The organism is Streptomyces graminofaciens, from assembly GCF_030294945.1.
GTDB lineage: Bacteria > Actinomycetota > Actinomycetes > Streptomycetales > Streptomycetaceae > Streptomyces > Streptomyces graminofaciens.
This window is the reverse complement of the sequence record NZ_AP018448.1, coordinates 1,105,350-1,122,682: the sequence shown is the minus strand read 5'-3', so window position 1 is coordinate 1,122,682 and position 17,333 is coordinate 1,105,350. Positions and strand designations below refer to the sequence as shown.

Sequence of the window (17,333 nt, the reverse complement as noted above, 5' to 3'; positions counted from 1 at the left end):
GCGCGCCCGTGTCCGAAACGGCACGTCGCTCGAGATGTGTACTATTGCCGTGACGAGTTACATAACCAAGTTATTTCAAGAGTGTCAATGGTGGAGGCGCGAGAGGCATGGCAGGGCGGCCGAGGCTCGATGACGCACCGGAGCGGCTTGTGCGAGCCGCTGTCGGCCTGCTGGCCGAACAGGGGCCGTCGGCCATCAAGGCGCGTACTGTGGCGTCCGCGAGCGGGCTGTCGACGATGGTCGTCTACGGCCACTTCGGTGGGATCCCCGAACTGATGCGCGCCGTCGCCGACCACGGCTTCAGGGAGCTCGGCGCGGCGTTCGCCCAGGTGCCGGTGACGGATGATCCGATCGCGGATCTCTTCGCCATGGCTTTGACCTGCCGCCGAGTGGCCCACGAGAACCCTCACCTGTACGACCTGATGTTCGGCCTGTCCACTCGTGCGACGTACCGGCCGCTGTCGGACGCGGACCTTCGCTTGAGCGGACATTCGCCGGCCTTCCGGGATGCCCACGTCCATATCACCGCGGCATGTCAACGGCTCGTGAACTCGGGCAGGGCCGAGCGGCAGGAACCTGAAGTCATAGCCGCCCAGTTGTGGAGTCTGGTCCACGGGTACGTCACCCTTGAGCTGGCCGAGCACTTCGGCGAGTTCGAGGACCCCGTGGTGCAGGTGATGCTGCCGATGGGCGTGAACTTCTCTGTCGGTCTGGGCGACGAGCGGGAACGGGCCGAAGCCTCGCACGAGGCGGGCGCGCGCCTTTACGACTCGATCGTTCAAGGTCGGTGAAAGTCGGTAGGGCAGGACGCTGTCCCGCGCGGGACCACCCATGTGCGGCTAGGGCGACTTGGTCTCCGCGGCAGAGGTGCCGGTGCCCGGCGTGAGCTGGTCATGCCTCCCCAGCGCCGCGACCTCCCGTTCGAGGGACGGAACGGCACGGGCCGCGAAGCGCCTCGCCCATGGCCAGGCCAGTGGCGAATTCAGCGCTGCCTTGGCCCAGTTGGCCACGACGACCGCGCGCGGGACGTACACGCGGCTGCGGCGGCGCACGAGCCCGTCGACGATCGCGGCAGCCGCCCGGTCGCCACTCGTGGTGACATTGCCCGGGTAGGGAAGCCGGTTGCGCAGGCCCTGGAACGAGGGGAGGTCCGCCTCGGCGCCCCGGACGAGATCCGTGTCGATCCAGGAGGGGTGCACCAGGCCGACCGTGACGCCGAGGTGCGCCACCTCCTGGCGATAGGTCAGGGCGAGCAGCTCGGCCGCGGCCTTGCTGGCGCCGTAGGAGGCCATCGCCGCCAGCGGCATGAAGGACAGCGCGGACGCCACGACCAGCACGTGTCCCCGGCTGCGCTCCAGATGGGGCGTCACGTACTTGAGGGTCCGGAAGACACCGTTCAGATTGATGTCCAGGACCCGCTCGAACGACGCCTCGTCCGTCTGTCGCACGGTCCCGTACGCCACGACGCCGGCATTGGCGACGACGAGATCGATGCCGCCCATGACCCCCGCAGCCTCGTCGATCGCTGACCGCAGGACGGTGCCGTCGCGCACATCGGCCTCACGCCAGGAAGCGGCGGGGCCCAGCTCGCGGGCGAGGTCACGGAGCCGATCGGGCTCCAGTCCGATCAGGGTCACCTGAGCACCTCGGGCGATGGCCAGGCGGGCCACCTTCTCGCCGATGCCGCGCGCCGCTCCGGTGACAACCAGCTTTCTGCCCAGCAAGTCACGTTTCATGGCCGCAACATAACTTCGTTATTTATTGAGCGCAAGATGTCGCGTGTATGAACTGCCGTCGCTCCACCTGCTGGGTCTCACGACTGGACGAACCTATGCTGACTGTCATGAGGCGGACATCCTTTGCGCACTGGCCCTGCTCGATCGCGCGCACCATGGACTTGCTCGGGGACTGGTGGACGCCGTTGGTGCTGCGTGAGGCGTTCTACGGGATCCGGCGGTTCGACGCGTTCCAGGTGTCACTGGGGATCGCGCGCAACACATTGACGGACCGGTTGCGCCGACTGGTGGACGAGGGGCTGCTGGAGAAACGGCCGTACCAGACGGAGCCGGTTCGGTACGACTACGTGCTCACGGAGAAGGGGCGCGACTTCTACGGTGTGCTGCTGGTGATGAACCGGTGGGGGGACCGCTGGCTGTCCGGTGAAGAGGGCCCGCCGGTAGTCATGCGTCACGAGGTCTGCGGACAGGAAGCCCATGCCGAGGTGGTGTGTTCTTCCTGCGGCGAGCAGATGACCGCGGAGAACACCAGTCCTCGGATGGGCCCCGGCTATCCGCCACATCTGGCCGAACGGCCGGATGTGCGGGAGCGTTTCGCCGGCTGACTCAGCGGCTCTGCCGGGGCTGCGTTTCCCTTGACATGTGAGTCTATCTACGCAACTTTACTGGTCACGTCTGGTCATGGGAGTTCTCGGATCGGCATGGAGGCTGCAGGAACATGGAGTGGACAGGCGCGCGCTATGCGGACAAGCCGACGGTGGAGGTCCGCACCTGGATCGCTGCTCCGCCCGAACAGGTGTGGACGCTCGTGTCAGACATCGAGTTGATGCCGCGTATGAGCTCCGAGCTGCAGTACGTCGAATGGCTGGACGGCAGGACCGCCCCTGCCCTGGGAGCCCGGTTCATCGGCCGGAGCAAGCACGAGGCACTCGGGGAGTGGACCACCACATCCCACATCGTCGAGTACGAGCCGCCGAGGCTGCTTGCCTGGGGCGTCGAGAACCCGCAGAACCCAACGGCGATCTGGCGGTTCACGTTGGAGCCGCAGGGCGGTGGCACTCTGCTGAGCGAATGGATGCAGATGGGGCCGGCCCGTTCGGGCCTCTCCTTCGCCATCGATCGCATGCCGGAGAAGGAGCAGAAGATCGTCTTCGTGCGCATGCGGGAGTTCGAGGCCAACATGACGATCACCCTCGAAGAGATCAAGAAGCTGGCCGAGAGGGCCCAGCCCGCGGGCGAGGCGAGGCTGTGATGCGTACCTCCACCACGATCGAAGCTTCCGGGAGCGACTGGCGGGACATCGTCGCCTATGTTACCGAGGCGGAGAAGCTCGGTCTCGACATCTGCTGGGTGGCGGAGGCGTGGGGTTCCGAGGCTCCCTCGCCGTTGGGCTACCTCGCGGCGAAGACCGAGCGCATGCTCCTCGGATCCGGAATCATCCAACTCGGCACCCGCACGCCGATGGCCATCGCCCGTGCCGCGATCACACTGTCGCAGATCTCCCAGGGGCGCTTCCTTCTCGGACTGGGCCCCTCCGGGCCGCAGGTGATCGAGGGGCTGCACGGCGTGCCCTTCGCCCGACCGCTGGTGCGGATGCGGGAGACCGTCGAGATCGTGCGGGAGGCCGCCGCGGGCGGCAAAGTCTCCTACTCAGGAAAGGAGTTCCGGATTCCACTGCCGGGCGCGGAGGCGAAGCCCATGCGTCTGTCGATGCGTGCCGAGCATGACATTCCGGTCTACCTCGCCACTCTCTCGCCGAAGATGCTGCACCTGACCGGTGAGATCGCCGACGGGTGGCTGGGCACCAGTTTCGTGCCCGAGGGCGCCAAGGAGGCGTACTTCGACCACCTGGACCAGGGCTTGGCCGCCGCCGGTCGCGCCCGTGCCGACCTCGACATCTGCCAAGGTGCCGAGGTCGCCTTCGCGGACGACGAGGACGCGCTGAGCGCGATGGTGGCCGGACGCAAGAAGGAACTGGCCTTCAGCCTCGGCGGCATGGGTTCCGCGACCACGAACTTCTACAACAACGCCTACAGCCGCCAGGGTTGGGCCGAGGTGGCGGCCGAAGTCCGGACACGTTGGCAGGCTGGGGACCGGGACGGCGCGGCCGGCTTGGTCACCGACGAAATGGTCCTGGCGACCACTCTGATCGGCACCGAGGCCATGGTGCGCCAGCGGCTGCGTGTGTGGCGCGACGCCGGTGTGGACACCGTACGTTTTTACCCGGCCGGAGAGACCCTCGACGCTCGGCTCACCACTCTCGGCCGGGCCCTCGACCTGGTCCGTGACATCGAGGACGAGGCGGCACGGTAGCGGCACGGTCGGGTGCAGTCGAGGAGTGCTGTTGCAGGCGTTGGTCGACGTCAACCGTGCGCGCTGACGCCGTCCGTCGCCAGTCCCGACATCAGCAGGGTGATCGTGTGGAACGTCCTGGCCAGGGCATCCTCCCGGTCCGCCGCGGCGGCGATGATCTGGTTGCCCTCGCACAGGACGGCCAACAGCAGCCGGGCGACGGTGGCGACCGGAACGTCCGGTTCCACGCCACCGCGTTCGGCCAGGACGGTCAAGAGCCGTTCGATCGGCGGCTGGGCCACCGTGTCGTTGATGTGCCGGTACTGCTCCACCAGCACCGAGGGCGCCTGGGCCATCAGCTCTCGATGCAGGGGATCGTCGATGGTCCGCCGCAAGAAGGCGTGCGTGAGGTTCGACACGGCGGTCAAGGCAGGCTCGCCCGGTGTCGCACGGATCGCCTCGGATGCCGCGTCGGCGAGCGCTCCGACCCGCTGGAGCAGCTCCGTGTAGAGCTCGGCGAACATCGCCTTCTTGTCCGAGAAGTGGTGGTAGAAGGTGCCCTTGCTCACTTGCGCCGCCGCGGTGATGGCCTCGACCGACGTGTCCGCGAACCCGTTGTCGACGAAGAGTTTGCGCGCGGCCGCCACCAGGTCCGCCCGGGTCTGCTCCGCGTACAGCTGTCGTCGGTTTGGCCCTCTCATGTCGACCATCGTATATTCAATGACCTGAGGTCAGTGAATGACTCGTGGTCGGTCAGTGCTCGTGGTGACAGTGCCCTCCGGAAGGCAGACGTAGCCGTGGAAAAGCGCAGAATCTTGTTGCTGGGTGCGACGGGGTACACGGGGCGGCGAGTTCTCAGGGAACTGCTCGCACGAGGTGAGAAGCCGACCTTGGTCGGGCGAAGCCGAACGAAGATGCTGACCCTGGCCGACCGCTTCGAGGCGGAACTGCCGGTGGCGGAAGTGGACGTCACCTCTTCCGCCCACCTCACGCGCCTTCTGGGCCCCAGCGATGTGGTCGTCTCCACGGTCGGGCCGTTCATGCAGCTGGGCATGGCCACGGTCACGGCTGCCGCGCGGGCGGGAGCGCGCTACTTCGACTCCACGGGGGAGGGACCCTTCGCCCGCCGGGTCCTCCTTGAGCTGGACTCCGTCGCGGCCGCCCGGGGAGCGACTCTCGTGCCCGCGTTCGGCTACGACTACGTGCCCGGCAATCTCGCCGGCGCCCTGGCCCTGGAACAGGCGGGCGAGCGCGCATGCCATGTCGAGATCGGCTACTTCATCACCCGTTCGGGGCGCGGGAGTGAGCTGCGTTACCGGAGCACCCTGCGCGACTCCTGGGACCTGACCACGGGTGGCACGCGCCAGACGCTGGTCGCCGCGGCGGCCGAGGACGGGTTCGCCTACCGCTCTCCACGCCCTGGAGCCTCTTCCCGACTGGTCGACGAGCGGGCCGCCAAGCGTGTCCTCACCTTCCGCTACGCCGGTGTGCGACGCCCGGCCATGACCGTCCCGGGCACGGAGCATCTCGGCCTGCCCGAGGTCTTCCCTCAGTTGGAGAGCGTCGAGGTGGGGATGGGCTGGCTCGGGCGGTGGACGCGTCCGGTACAGATCGCCGCCATGCTCCAGGCGCCCTTGCTGAGGTCGGCGAAGGTGCGGGCTGCCCTGACGCGGTGGTCCGGGAGGCTCCCGGGAGCACATCGTGAGCCGGACACCGACGGCCGTTCCCTGGTGATCGCGGTCGCCCGCGACGGCCAGGGTCGTCCCCTGGCCACGACGGCCCTCACCGGACCTGATCCCTACGAGATGACGGGCTCCCTCCTGGCATGGGGCGCGGTTCATGCGGCGGCGCCGGATGCCGTCCTCAAGCCCGGTGTGCACGGTCCGGTCGCTGCCTTCGGGCTCGACACCCTCAGGCTCGGTGCCGCCGAGGCGGGAGTGTACGAAGTCGACGGGGCGTTGGCCCGTCGGTGATCGCTGCGTGGGCATGGATCACGGCACCGGGGCGTTGAACCACAGCGACTGATTTGATGAACAGGTTGTGCGATCGGGAGCGAGTCGGCCACTGACGTGGAGTCGACCGTCCCAGTGGAAAGGAGAGGTCCATGGACGAGCAGGATGAGCACTTCGACGTCGTCGTACTCGGCGCGGGCCCAGGTGGGTACGTGGCCGCCATCAGGGCCGCCCAACTGGGCAAGCGCGTAGCGGTCGTCGAGGAGAGGTACTGGGGCGGCGTCTGCCTGAACGTGGGCTGCATCCCCACCAAGGCCCTGCTGCGCAATGCCGAACTGGCGCACATCTTCACGCGCGAGGCGAAGACCTTCGGCATCAAGGTCGACGGTGAGGTCTCCTTCGACTACGGGGAGGCATTCCGCCGTAGTCGGAAGGTCGCGGACGGCCGGGTCAAGGGCGTCCACTACCTGATGAAGAAGAACAAGATCACGGAAGTCGCTGGCCGCGGTACGTTCCTCGACCCGCACACGCTTCTGGTCGCCGACCACGACGGCAACTCCCGCACCATAGGCTTCGACCATTGCATCATCGCCACGGGCGCCACCCCGAAGCTGCTCCCCGGCACCAAGCGCAGCGCGCGCGTGGTGACGTACGAGGAGCAGATTCTCGCGGAGGACCTCCCGCAGTCGATCGTCATCGCGGGTGCCGGCGCCATCGGCATCGAGTTCGCGTACGTCCTGCACAACTACGGTGTGCAGGTCACGATCGTGGAGTTCCTGGACCGAGTCGCTCCCCTCGAGGACGCCGAGGTTTCCGCCGTACTCGCCAAGCAGTACCGAAAGTTGGGCATCGACGTACTCACCTCGACCCGTGTCGAGTCGATCGATGATTCCGGGCAGCAGGTCCGCGTCACGGTCACCGGAAAGGACGGTGCCCGCCAGGTCCTGGAGGCGGACAAGGTCCTCCAAGCGATCGGCTTCGCCCCGAACGTGACCGGGTACGGCCTGGAGAACACCGGCGTCAAGGTCACGGAGCGCGGCGCCATCGATGTGGACGAGCGCTGCCGTACGTCCGTTCCGCACATCTACGCCATCGGTGACGTCACCGCGAAGCTCATGCTCGCGCACGCCGCTGAGGCGATGGGAGTGGTCGCCGCTGAGACGCTCTCAGGCGCGGAGACCATGGAGCTGGACTACGTCATGATCCCGCGCACCACCTTCTGCCAGCCGCAGATCGCCAGCTTCGGCTACACCGAGGAACAGGCGAGGGAGCAGGGTTTCGACGTCCAGGTGGCCCAGTTCCCGTTCACCGCGAACGCCAAGGCTCATGGCCTGGGTGATGCGACCGGCTTCGTGAAGCTCATCAGTGACGCCAAGTACGGCGAGCTCATAGGCGCTCACCTCATCGGCCCGGACGTCACCGAGCTGCTCCCCGAACTGACGCTGGCCCAGCAGTGGGACCTCACCGTCCATGAGGTCGCCCGCAACGTCCACGCCCACCCCACCCTCGGCGAGGCGGTCAAGGAAGCCGTCCACGGCCTCGCGGGCCACATGATCAACATGTAGCAGGGCGTTGCCCCCTCGAAACGAACAGGTCGATGCCGGCGAGCGCGTTGTCATACACGTTGCGGTGACGCAGCTCCGCGCCCTTGGGGTGGCCGGTGGTGCCGGACGTGTAGGGGACCGCCGCTGTGTCGTCTTCGTCGCGTTCGACCGTCCGGAACGTCACGGGCTGCTCGGCTACGACCGAGGTGTTGGACTCCGGCGTCTCGTCCCCCGACCATGGCGCGCCGCCGCTCTCTATCAGGAAGAACTCGGTGCAGCCCGCGCTCTCCCGGAATCCCTCCCAGGCGGCCTTCCCGATCGGCAGCTCCGGGGTGCCCTCGAAGGCGAAGTACGCCCTTCGCGTCGGAGTCGGTGAGGTGGTAGGCGACCTCGCGGCCCTTCAACAGCATGTTCAGCGACACGACCGCGGCCCCGGCCTTGAGGATGCCGAAGTAGATGCTGGAGAAGTGGGGCAGGTTGGGGCAGGACAGCGCGACCTTGTCACCAAGCTGGATCCCGCGCGAGACGAGCAGGGTTCGCGAGCCGGTTGGCCGCGGCGTCGAGGGCCTCGTAGGTGATGCGGTCGTCGCCGAAGACGATCGCGGTGCGTTCCGGGTAGCGGGACGCGGAATCCGTCAGGAGTCGTGACGCGTTGCGGCTCAAGCTGTGCATCGTCGTTCTTCGGGGTTTTCGGGCGGGTGGTCAGGGTCCAGTGGTGGGGGTCTAGACGAAGGCCGGAGGCGGCACGAAGCCGTCCACTTCCCGGCCCAGCAGGGCGGCGAACTCGATGGTGGTGAGATCGCCCCCGCTCGGGCCCATGGCCTGCAGACCGATGGGCAGTCCGCTCCTGCCTCGGCGCACCGGGATGGTCGTCGCCGGCCCCCCGGAGACGTTGGCGACGGCGCTCCACTTGACCTGGTCCCAGTAAGGGCGTCGCACACCTTCGACTTCGAATGGCCGCCCGAACCAGTCGATCAGCTTGTTGTGGTGGGCGGGGGCGGCCGTCGGGGTGACCGGCATGAGCACGATGTCGAAGTCCTGGAAGAACTCGAACCATCGCTGCCGGATTTCATTGCGCACCATGTGGGCCTGCAGCCAGTGATAGTGGGACTGGAAGGTTCCGAGCAGGGCGGGACCGGCGTCACCCCGCGGGTGCTGGACGAACCGGGCCAGCACTGCGGCGCTGGAGGCAGGAGCGAGGCCGGTGCGGTCGCCCGCGCCGAAGAGCAGGGGCTGGAAGGCCTTCCCGTGATTCGTCGCGATGTCGACAGGGAGGCTGGCGGGCTGGACCGTGATCTTCGCGCCGGCCGCCCGCAGCGCAGTGACTGCATCGTCCACGGCTGCCGCGACGTCGCTGTCGACCGGACACGCGGGATCCTCACCCCAGACGGCGACCCGGAAGTCGGCGAGCTTGGTCGCGCGCGGCGGTGCGAGTGTGTAGCTGAAACCGCCGTCGTAGTCGGCGGGCCCGACCGTTGCCCGCAGGATCGGGACGAGGTCACGGGCGTCGCGGACCTGCGCGCCGCCGCAGCCCATGTCGGCCTCGGTCCATCGTCCCGGGCCCGGGCCGTAGGGCACATGCCCGATGAGGGGTATCGACCGCCACGTCGACTTGTGCCCGTACAGGCCGTTGAAGTGGGACGGGATCCTGGTCGATCCGCCGATTTCCGAGCCGAAGTCGAACGTCGTGAGGCCCGCGGCGGTGGCGACGGCGCCGCCCCCGGCGGATCCGCCCGAGGTACGGGTCGTGTCCCACGGGTTCGATGAAGGACCGAACACCGGGTTGTCGGCCTGGACGTCCTGGTTGCCCGGAGGCATGTTGCTCTTCCCCATGATCACGGCACCGGCCGAACGCAGCCGCTTGACCGCCTCGGCGTCCTGGTCGGGCACGTAGTCCTTGAGGTCTGTTCGCCCGCAGACGGTGCGCATCCCGGCTGTCTCGAAGCTGTCTTTGACCGTGATCGGCACACCGTGCAGAGGACCGAGGTCTCGCCCGGCCGCCCGCGCGGCGTCCGCTTCCCCGGCCTCGCGACGGGCCCGCTCGGGGTCGAGGGTCACCACCGCGTTCAACGCGGTGTTATGGGTGGCGATCCGCTCAAGATAGAGCTCGACGAGTTCCCGGCTCGAGATCTCACCCGCGGCCAGCGCGCGTGCCTGCTCCACTGCGGGCTGGAAGGGGACGTCACTCACGGCATGCCTCATCTCTGACTCTGACGTGCCATCAAATCTGAGTCATAACATTACATTCGACAGACCATAGGCTCGGGATGACGTGCAAGGCAATGGCCCTGCGGAATGAACGGAGGATCCTGTGGCGTCAGAGGATCCTGTGGCATCAAGGGACGACCTCGTCGCCAACGTCGTCGCGGAGGAGCTACGCACGCAGACGGCGCGGTACGGCACTCTGCGGCCCGGCGGCCCGGCGGCCCGGCGGCCCGGCGGCCCGGCCGCCCGGGACTCGAGGATCTCGTTCGCGGCTATCTGTCGCCCGAGCACCGGGACCAGCGCGGCGTCGGATGTCCCTCCGCCGCCCTGCTCGACTGGATCGGCCGCTGCGAAGGCTTGGGTCGCTGCAGCTGTCCCGCGCCGCCTTCGACTCGAAGCTCGCCGATGAGGTCCTCGAGAAGGGCATCGAGAAGGGCATCAAGAACGCCCTCGCGTTCATCGACTGAGCAGTGTGGGATCAGGCCGGATCGACGAATATGTCGAGCGCGAGATCACCTTCGAAGTCGGCAGGGCTGTAGACGGACAGGTCGGTGACGCCCTCGTCCGACAGGACCTCGTCGTCGATGAACAGGTTGGCGGTGCACTTCCGCGCGTCACGCGTGAGGATGGCGTACGCGGCGTCAGCCATGATCCGCGGACTACGGGCTTGTCCGGCGCCGCCGACCACGTTGCGCACGGCGGCCGTGTCGATCAGGGTCCGCGGCCACAACGAGTTGGCGGCGATGCCGTCGGCGGCGAGCTCCTCGGCGAGCCCGATGGTGCACAGACTCATGCCGTACTTCGACAGCGTGTAACCGAGATGCTTCCCCACCCAGTGCGGCGCGAGGTTCAACGGCGGGGAGAGCGTGAGGATGTGCGGGTTGCCCGCCTTGCGCAGGTGCGGGATAGCGGCCTTGCTCAGCAGGAACGTGCCACGCGTGTTGATGTCCTGCATCAGGTCGTACCGCTTCATCTCCAGCTGATCCGACGACGACAGGTCGATCGCGCTGGCGTTGTTCACCACGATGTCGATGCCACCGAAGGCGCTGACCGCCGCGTCGACGGCGCTGCGCACATCGTCCTCGTCGCGGACGTCACCGACGACGGCCAGCCCCTTGCCGCCCGCGCGCTCAATCTCGTCAACGGCGGTGTGGACCGTGCCTTCGAGCTTCGGATGCGGCACGGCGGTCTTGGCGAGCATCACCACGTTCGCACCGTCGCGGGCCGCGCGCAGAGCGATGGCGAGTCCGATGCCGCGGCTGCCTCCCGACATCAGGATGGTCTTGTCGGCCAGCGTCTGTGTCATGGTCGAACCTCCAAAATAGATTGCCGAGCTAATGGTACGTGATGCTAATGGTATCTTCCCCGTATGACTTCCACTCCCACACGCCAGATCGACCGGCTCTACCACGAGCTCCTCGCCCCCAAAGAGACACAGTCCGTTCGCGCTGCCGTGCGCCGGATCGCAGAGCACGAAGTGGCTCCGCACGCCGTGGCGATCGCGGGGGGTGACGAGCGCACGGACGGCTTCCCCCGGCAGGTGTTTGACGGGCTTGCGTCGGCGGGGGTCTTCCGGATCCCCTTCCCCGGCGAGGTCGGCGGCGACGGTCTGACCCACCCGGCGACCGCCACCGCCGCGGCCATCGAGGAACTGGCCTACTACTCCAGCAGCGTCGCGGCCGTCTTCGATGTGCACTGCATCCTGGCGGGCAACGCCCTGCGGCAGGGCACCGAGGAGCAGCAGCAGCGATGGCTGCGAAAGGTCGCGGAGGGCTCAGTGGTCGGCGCGTTCGCCACCACCGAGCCGGACGCCTCAAGTGACCTGTCCCCGCAGGCGGTTCAGACCGAGGCGATACGCACCGAGGCCGGCTGGGTGCTGAACGGCCACAAGCGGTGGATCTCCAACTCGCCCGTCGCCGGGTTCGTGGTGGTTCTCGCCCGCACCGGCACCCGGCTGAGCATGTTCATCGTCGACACGGCACTTCCCGGAGTGGAAGTCGGCCTTCCCGACCGCAAGATGGGCAACCGCGGCCAGCTCACCGCGGACATCCGCTTCACGGATGTGCACCTGACCGACGACGACCTCCTCGGTGGCGCCGAGGGACACGGACTGCGCCATGCGCTGTCCACTCTGACGTACGGCCGGATCGGCATCGCGGCTGCCGGGGTCGGCATGGCGCAGGCCGCCTTCGACCACACCGTGGCCCACCTGTCGACGCGACACGCCTTCGGCAAGCCGGTGGCCGCCAACCAGCACTGGCAGTTCCTGCTCGCCGAACGGGCCACCGAGATCGAGAACGCCCGCACCCTCTACACCAAGGCCGCCCTGCGTCTGGACGCGGGCACCCCGTCCCCCGAGCCCGAGGCCGCGATGGCGAAGTACTACGCCACCAAGCTGTCGGTGGACATGGCGCGCGACGCCGTCCAGGCCTTCGGAGGCCTCGGCTTCGCGCGCGAACTGGGTGCCGACGGCAGCCCCGGCCCCGTCGAGGCGATCTACCGGGACAGCAAGATCGGCGAGATCTATGAGGGCACCAACGAGATCCAGAAGTGGGTCATAGCCCGGCAGATCTTCGGTCGGGCCATCGTCGGCTGACCACCCAGGACGCACCGGCCGTAAGCCGGCGGATCCCGCCGGCCTGCAGCGGTCCTGGCGCCTCGGGCCTTCTCGTACGATGGACAGGACCATACGTACGACTAACCATGGGCGGGATAAACGATGTCCGAGGCTCCGCTGGTACCGGGGACAGTGGCCGAACACACCATCTGCCTGCTGGTCAAACTCGGGCAGGTGGCGTTCAGGATCGCCGAGGACGGCATCGGCGGGACCGGCCTGCGAGTGCGGCATTACAGCGTCCTGCAGGCTTTGGCGGACAACGGTGCCATGCCGCAACTGGCACTTGGCTCGTTCCTGCGCATCGACCCCGCGACGATGGTGACGAGTCTCGACGACCTGGAGCGCGCCGGATACGCGGAGCGGACACGAGATCCGCAGGATCGTCGCCGCTACGCCGTGGACATCACCGCCGAAGGGCGCAAGGTCCTGGCCCGCCTCAACCGCACACTCGTCGATCTCGACGGCGAAATCCTCGCAGACCTGGGCACCACGGAACGACAGTCGCTTCACGTCCTGCTGGACAGTCTCGCGGGAAGTCCCGCTCTGACCTCCCTGTTCGACACCGTCCGGGAGCAGAACGGTGGGAAACGGGCTTAGAGAGCATCTGATCTAGGTAGTTGGTGTTCTGGGATGGTTTTGTGACTGGTGCTGTTGGCGGTCGTTGGATGAGGCGTGAGTGTTCGTCGTCCGTACCGCAGTGACGTGTCCGACGCCCGCTGGGCCTTGATGAAACCGGTCTTCGACGACTGGCGGGCGAGACGGACCGGACCCGGAACGGCAGCCCGGGTGCACGACCTGCGAGAGATCGTCAACGCGATCCTCTACGTCAACCGCACCGGCATCCCGTGGGAGTACCTGCCGCACGACTTCCCGCCGTACAAGACCGTCTACGACTACTACGCGAAGTGGGAATCCGACGGCACCACCCAGCAGGTTCACGACCTGTTACGCGGCAAGACCCGCCGATTCCACGGCCGCCGCGCTGAGCCGACCGCGGCCGTGGTGGACGCGCAGAGCGTGAAGACTTCGGCAAATGTCGCCAAGACGAGCCAGGGCATCGATGCCGGCAAGAAGATCAAGGGACGCAAGCGGCACCTGATCACGGACACGCTCGGTCTGGTGCTGGCCGTCCTGGTCACCGCCGCGAACGTGCACGACACCACCGGCGGCAAGCTCCTGCTCGACGACCTGGCCGCGGCACATCCCAGCGTGTCCAAGGTCTGGGCCGACGGCGGTTACCAGAACAGCATCTGCAACCACGGCGCCGGTCTGGGCATCGATGTCGAGGTGGTGCAGCGGCCGCGGGCCAAGGGGTTCGAGCCTCTGCCGAAACGGTGGGTGATCGAGCGGACCTTCGGCTGGCTGATGCAGCACCGCCGCCTGGCGCGGGACTACGAAGCCCTGCCCCAACGATCACGAGCGATGATCCACTGGGCCATGGCTAACAAAATGTCCCGCGAACTGACCGGAGAATCCACACCAACCTGGCGAATCGAAACGGACATTCGGCTCGAATCCGCGTGAAAACTGATCAGATGCTCTCTAAGTGGGCGTTTAGGCATAGTTTCTGGCGATCGGCCCCCTTTACGGTCAGGGGCTTTGGGGTGGTCCGTGCCGGACCTACCGCTTCGCGCCCTTCGACACATCGGCCCGGCCGTCCGTTTGCTCCGCTTCTCAGTCCCGGATTCCGTCTGGTTTAGCGATGGCCTGGAAGCTCCCCATTCATCGGGACCTTCCAGGCATTTCAAGCTGTGCACGTTGACGATGAATACAAGCAAACCGCATCGAAACAGTAGGTGCGAATCAACATCAAACGCCCACTAAGACCGCGCCGTAGGCGAACAGGGAGAACCGTTCAGGGCCCATGGGCCGGGTGAAGGAGCCCATTGTTTCGAGGCGGGTGCGGTTGTTGCGGGTCAGGACTTGCCGGTAGGTCTCGCCGCGTGCGGGGTTGCCCTTGACGTGCAGCCGGTCGGCGCTGGCGACGACGGTGTCGGGGTCGACGCCGTGCAGCGGCGACTTGGCGTCCTCGACGGCGAGCTTGATGGCCTGCTCCCGCATTGTGTCGCAGCCGTCCTGGACGGCCGATCCGACGCTGGCTATGGTCCAGGAGCCGCCGCGCGGTGGGGCGAGCGGCGCATGAGGGAGTCGCCGAGCCGGAACGACACCCTGCCCATAGGCAGGCCGAGGGCATCCGCAGCAAGCTGGGTCTGGGAGGCGTAGGTGCCCGGGCCCATGTCGCTGGCCGCGGACTGGATGAGCGCGGTGCGGTCGGCGTCCAGCCTGACCGACGCCTGGGCGTCATTGCGGGCGGTGTCGTAGACGCCAGTGGCCATGCCGGTGCCAATCAACCAGTCGCCGTCGCGCGTGGAGCGCGGTTTCAGGTTGCGCCGGTGCCAGCCGAACTCGCTGCCTTCTCTAGAGGCCGGAGAGTGGTGCGACGGGCTGAGGGCGCGAACGTGCAGCTCAACAGCTCTAGCGGAAGGGTAGTTGGCGCCACAGGTGTTGCACCATCACCTGGGTGGGTGACAGGCGTGCCCGGGTGTGCGTCAGTTGCTGTCAGTGAGGATCGTGAAGACCCGGTTGAGGCCGACGATGGCGGCGCAAGCGGGTGGCGACACCGCTCACCTGCCCTGTATGTCCCAATCTCTGAGGTCAGTGGTTCACCTGTCGCCCAGCAGACCATCAGGGAGATCCTCCAGGCAGAGCGCGGTGTAGCCACCGGTGTCGTCCTGGCGGAACATGCGGAAGCCATGTCCATTCAGGTCGCGTCGAGAAATGGGCTGCGTGGTGGTGGTCATGACTGGGCCTTCGTGAGGCGCGGGTCGAGGCCGTACTGCTCGTGGGCGCCGAGCTTCTCGCGCAGGGTGGGGCCTTCGTAGTCGTCGTGGAAGAGGCCGCGTTCCTGCAGGATCGGAACGACCTTGTCGACGAAGGCGTCGAAGCCGTCGTGGTAGCTGTCGATGGCGATCGAGAAGCCGTCGCAGGCCCCCGCCTCGAACCACTGCTGCATGTGGTCGGCCACGTCGGCGGCGGTGCCGGCGACCACCGGGTGGTAGTCGATGACGCCGTGGGCGAGCACGTCGCGCAGGGTCCAGCCTTCCCGGGCAACTTCGAGGGCGCGGGCGGAGCGCGGATCGTGCGGGCTGGGCATGGCCTCCGATTACTTCCTCGGCAATAGGAGGCATCCTCCGAATTGCCGAAGCCGTGCGGGCGCCGGGCGCGGGCCGACCGAGTGGCGGCCCGGGCCCAGGCGCCGGATGGTTCCTGCGGGCGGAGGAACTACCGCCTGTCGAGGACTCCCGGGGTGTCATGCAGGACCACGCTTCGCCGCAGCGGAACCCGCTCCGTGCGGAGCGTGTTCACCGGTGCCGCCGGGTCGGCCATGCCGAAGGAGATGCCGAACAGCAGCTTGAGCTCCGCGGGGACGCCCAGGAACTCGCGGACGGTGTCGGCGTAGACGCCGAGTACGGTCTGCGGGATGCCGGCCAGCCCCCGGGTCGTCAGCGAGAGCAGGAAGTTCTGCGCGTACATGCCGATGTCGCCGGCCGTCCGTACCCCGTCTCCGAGCGCCGGCATGAACAGGAACGCGGCATGGGGAGCCCCGTAGAACTCCAGGTTCTCGCGGACCGCCGCCCTCCTGCCGTCCCGGTCCGAGCGCTCGACGCCCCGGGCCCGGTAGACACTCGCGCCCAGGGCCTGCGACCGCTCGAGGTAGATGCCCTCGCCGTAGCCATCGGTGAAATCCGGGGAGGTCCGCCCCTCCTCCTCGGCCCGGAGCAGCTCTTTGCCCAGGGCGTCCCGCGCCGCACCCGAGACGACGTGCACCGTCCACGGCTGGGTGTTGCTGTTCGAGGGGGTGGTCTGCGCGTCTTCCAGCACACCGCGGATGTCCGCAGGGGACAGGGCGGTGGGCAGGAACTGCCGGGGGGAGCGGCGGGAGCGTGCGATGTCGGTGAAGGGTGACGCGGTGCCGAGCAAGGTGGTTCCTCTCCGTGGCGCACAGTCATCTGCCATGCTGCGCTGCGCGGAGGCCGCCGCGACTGCGGACGCACCCTGCGGGTGCCGGCAGGCTTGCGGATGCTCGCAGGCAGCGGCGTGCCGAAGCTGCAGTCTGCAGCGCGGGGGACTGTGCGCTCTTCGTGTTCGTCTTCTCGTTCGCGGCGTGCCGGCGCTGCCGCCCTCGTGCCGTTGGGTGCGCGAGAGTCGCGTCGGGTGTCTCAGCGGTGGGCGGCGCGGTTCATCTCGACGACGTCGTCGACGGTGGGGTTGGCCGGGAGGGCGGCGAAGCGTTCCGGGAGGCTGTCGCGGATGGCCGCGTCCTTGGCGCGGTCGGCCGTGGCCAGGGCCGCGGGCAGCTCGTCGAAAGTCAGTTCGGTGCAGTAGGCGGGGCTGTTCGGCTGCTGGCGCCAGGAGTCGGCCAGTGTGCCGGTGTCGTAGGGGTCGAAGCCGGTGTCGTCCACCAGGCTCATGGCCACCTTCCGCGCCTCCTCGGAGTCGCCGGCGACGGGGATGGCGAGGCGGCCGGGCGTTCCGGCCGGGACGCCCTTGGTCCGCTGGGTTTCGGCCAGCGCGGCGTTCCACGCCTTGACCACGGGGCGGCCGAGCAGCTCGGCGGTGTACACGCTCTCCACCTGGCCGTTGTCCACCGCCTCGATCGGCTCGCTGAGCATGCCGGGGTAGTAGTTCGAGGTGTCGATGACCACCGTCTCGTCGGGCACCGACGCGAACAGGTCCGCCAGCTGGCCCGCCACCCCGAACGGGATCGACAGGACGATGACGTCCCGGCCCTGGACGGCGGCGTCGGCGAGCTCCACCGCGCGGGCCCCGGACTCCAGCACCTCCGCCCGGACGGCCTCGGGGCCGCGGGCGTCGGCCACCTGGACGTCGTGACCGGCCGTGCTGAGCTTGGCAGCGAGGTTCCCGCCGATGGCACCGGCGCCTATGACAGTAATTTTCACGATTTGTTCCTTAGGGGGTTGTGCCG

At 67.8% G+C, this 17,333-nt stretch carries 20 protein-coding genes and 2 pseudogenes; 10 read left to right on the top strand and 12 right to left on the bottom strand.

Annotation, left to right across the window (positions count from 1 at the left end; translation table 11 throughout):
• Positions 1 to 107: 107 nt before the first annotated feature.
• Positions 108 to 791: a TetR/AcrR family transcriptional regulator gene (locus SGFS_RS04900; protein WP_286247888.1), complete on the top strand. Its 684-nt coding sequence runs from the start codon at positions 108 to 110 to the stop codon at positions 789 to 791.
• 48 nt (positions 792 to 839) lie between these two features.
• Here SGFS_RS04900 and SGFS_RS04895 read toward each other — a convergent pair whose 3' ends face one another.
• Positions 840 to 1,736, bottom strand: coding sequence for an SDR family oxidoreductase (locus SGFS_RS04895; RefSeq protein WP_286247887.1), 897 nt, complete (start codon positions 1,734 to 1,736; stop codon positions 840 to 842).
• Positions 1,737 to 1,843: 107 nt separating this feature from the next.
• Between SGFS_RS04895 and SGFS_RS04890 the strand changes: the two genes are divergently transcribed.
• From SGFS_RS04890 to SGFS_RS04880, 3 genes are all read left to right on the top strand, one after another.
• A complete protein-coding gene (locus tag SGFS_RS04890; RefSeq protein ID WP_109004512.1) occupies positions 1,844 to 2,341 on the top strand; it encodes a winged helix-turn-helix transcriptional regulator in 498 nt (165 codons plus the stop codon).
• Positions 2,342 to 2,454: 113 nt separating this feature from the next.
• Positions 2,455 to 2,988: an SRPBCC family protein gene (locus SGFS_RS04885; protein WP_123107143.1), complete on the top strand. Its 534-nt coding sequence runs from the start codon at positions 2,455 to 2,457 to the stop codon at positions 2,986 to 2,988.
• Positions 2,988 to 4,049, top strand: a complete 1,062-nt coding sequence (locus tag SGFS_RS04880) for an LLM class flavin-dependent oxidoreductase (RefSeq protein WP_286247885.1) — start codon at positions 2,988 to 2,990, stop codon at positions 4,047 to 4,049. The genes SGFS_RS04885 and SGFS_RS04880 overlap by 1 nt, the downstream gene beginning before the upstream one ends.
• A gap of 50 nt (positions 4,050 to 4,099) precedes the next feature.
• Here the strand turns inward: SGFS_RS04880 and SGFS_RS04875 are convergent, their stop codons facing one another.
• On the bottom strand, positions 4,100 to 4,729 hold the full coding sequence (locus tag SGFS_RS04875) for a TetR/AcrR family transcriptional regulator (RefSeq protein WP_286247884.1): 630 nt from the start codon (positions 4,727 to 4,729) through the stop codon (positions 4,100 to 4,102).
• Positions 4,730 to 4,762: 33 nt separating this feature from the next.
• Here SGFS_RS04875 and SGFS_RS04870 point away from each other — a divergent pair, with 33 nt between their 5' ends.
• Both SGFS_RS04870 and lpdA read left to right on the top strand, forming a co-directional pair.
• Positions 4,763 to 6,001, top strand: a complete 1,239-nt coding sequence (locus SGFS_RS04870) for a saccharopine dehydrogenase NADP-binding domain-containing protein (protein WP_286247883.1) — start codon at positions 4,763 to 4,765, stop codon at positions 5,999 to 6,001.
• Between the two features lie 131 nt (positions 6,002 to 6,132).
• Positions 6,133 to 7,545, top strand: coding sequence for a dihydrolipoyl dehydrogenase (gene lpdA / locus SGFS_RS04865; protein WP_286247882.1), 1,413 nt, complete (start codon positions 6,133 to 6,135; stop codon positions 7,543 to 7,545).
• Here the strand turns inward: lpdA and SGFS_RS04860 are convergent.
• The 4 genes and pseudogenes from SGFS_RS04860 to SGFS_RS04845 all read right to left on the bottom strand — a co-directional run bounded on the left by SGFS_RS04860 (position 7,535) and on the right by SGFS_RS04845 (position 9,714).
• Positions 7,535 to 7,783 carry an AMP-binding protein gene (locus SGFS_RS04860; RefSeq protein WP_434028184.1) on the bottom strand — a complete coding sequence of 83 codons (249 nt, stop codon included), beginning with the start codon at positions 7,781 to 7,783 and terminating at the stop codon, positions 7,535 to 7,537. The two genes, lpdA and SGFS_RS04860, sit on opposite strands and share 11 nt — an antisense overlap.
• Positions 7,784 to 7,931: 148 nt before the next feature.
• Positions 7,932 to 8,000 (bottom strand): annotated as a pseudogene (locus SGFS_RS04855) (hypothetical protein); the annotation flags it as partial.
• 25 nt (positions 8,001 to 8,025) lie between these two features.
• The gene (locus SGFS_RS04850) at positions 8,026 to 8,187 is read right to left on the bottom strand and encodes a hypothetical protein (RefSeq protein ID WP_286247878.1); all 162 of its coding nucleotides are present in this window, start codon (positions 8,185 to 8,187) and stop codon (positions 8,026 to 8,028) included.
• A 60-nt stretch (positions 8,188 to 8,247) separates the two neighbouring features.
• A complete protein-coding gene (locus SGFS_RS04845) occupies positions 8,248 to 9,714 on the bottom strand; it encodes an amidase (protein WP_286247876.1) in 1,467 nt (488 codons plus the stop codon).
• A 326-nt stretch (positions 9,715 to 10,040) separates the two neighbouring features.
• Between SGFS_RS04845 and SGFS_RS51300 the strand changes: the two genes are divergently transcribed.
• A complete protein-coding gene (locus tag SGFS_RS51300) occupies positions 10,041 to 10,196 on the top strand; it encodes a hypothetical protein (RefSeq protein ID WP_350283973.1) in 156 nt (51 codons plus the stop codon).
• Positions 10,197 to 10,207: 11 nt separating this feature from the next.
• Here SGFS_RS51300 and SGFS_RS04835 read toward each other — a convergent pair whose 3' ends face one another.
• Complete coding sequence (locus SGFS_RS04835; protein ID WP_286247875.1) at positions 10,208 to 11,035, bottom strand: SDR family oxidoreductase; 828 nt, start codon at positions 11,033 to 11,035, stop codon at positions 10,208 to 10,210.
• 63 nt (positions 11,036 to 11,098) lie between these two features.
• Here SGFS_RS04835 and SGFS_RS04830 point away from each other — a divergent pair, with 63 nt between their 5' ends.
• The 3 genes from SGFS_RS04830 to SGFS_RS04820 all read left to right on the top strand — a co-directional run bounded on the left by SGFS_RS04830 (position 11,099) and on the right by SGFS_RS04820 (position 13,870).
• The gene (locus SGFS_RS04830) at positions 11,099 to 12,325 is read left to right on the top strand and encodes an acyl-CoA dehydrogenase family protein (protein WP_286247873.1); all 1,227 of its coding nucleotides are present in this window, start codon (positions 11,099 to 11,101) and stop codon (positions 12,323 to 12,325) included.
• A gap of 123 nt (positions 12,326 to 12,448) precedes the next feature.
• Positions 12,449 to 12,943, top strand: coding sequence for a MarR family winged helix-turn-helix transcriptional regulator (locus tag SGFS_RS04825; protein ID WP_051185546.1), 495 nt, complete (start codon positions 12,449 to 12,451; stop codon positions 12,941 to 12,943).
• 75 nt (positions 12,944 to 13,018) lie between these two features.
• A complete protein-coding gene (locus SGFS_RS04820) occupies positions 13,019 to 13,870 on the top strand; it encodes an IS5 family transposase (protein WP_286247864.1) in 852 nt (283 codons plus the stop codon).
• Between the two features lie 288 nt (positions 13,871 to 14,158).
• Here the strand turns inward: SGFS_RS04820 and SGFS_RS04815 are convergent.
• The 5 genes and pseudogenes from SGFS_RS04815 to SGFS_RS04795 all read right to left on the bottom strand — a co-directional run.
• Positions 14,159 to 14,754: pseudogene (locus SGFS_RS04815) on the bottom strand (molybdopterin cofactor-binding domain-containing protein); the annotation flags it as partial.
• A gap of 255 nt (positions 14,755 to 15,009) precedes the next feature.
• A complete protein-coding gene (locus SGFS_RS04810) occupies positions 15,010 to 15,147 on the bottom strand; it encodes a hypothetical protein (protein WP_286247862.1) in 138 nt (45 codons plus the stop codon).
• Positions 15,144 to 15,500: an LLM class oxidoreductase gene (locus SGFS_RS04805; protein WP_286247860.1), complete on the bottom strand. Its 357-nt coding sequence runs from the start codon at positions 15,498 to 15,500 to the stop codon at positions 15,144 to 15,146. The genes SGFS_RS04810 and SGFS_RS04805 overlap by 4 nt, the downstream gene beginning before the upstream one ends.
• A gap of 128 nt (positions 15,501 to 15,628) precedes the next feature.
• Positions 15,629 to 16,327 carry a nitroreductase gene (locus SGFS_RS04800; protein ID WP_286247858.1) on the bottom strand — a complete coding sequence of 233 codons (699 nt, stop codon included), beginning with the start codon at positions 16,325 to 16,327 and terminating at the stop codon, positions 15,629 to 15,631.
• Positions 16,328 to 16,566: 239 nt separating this feature from the next.
• The gene (locus tag SGFS_RS04795; protein WP_286247856.1) at positions 16,567 to 17,307 is read right to left on the bottom strand and encodes an NADPH-dependent F420 reductase; all 741 of its coding nucleotides are present in this window, start codon (positions 17,305 to 17,307) and stop codon (positions 16,567 to 16,569) included.
• Positions 17,308 to 17,333: the final 26 nt, after the last annotated feature.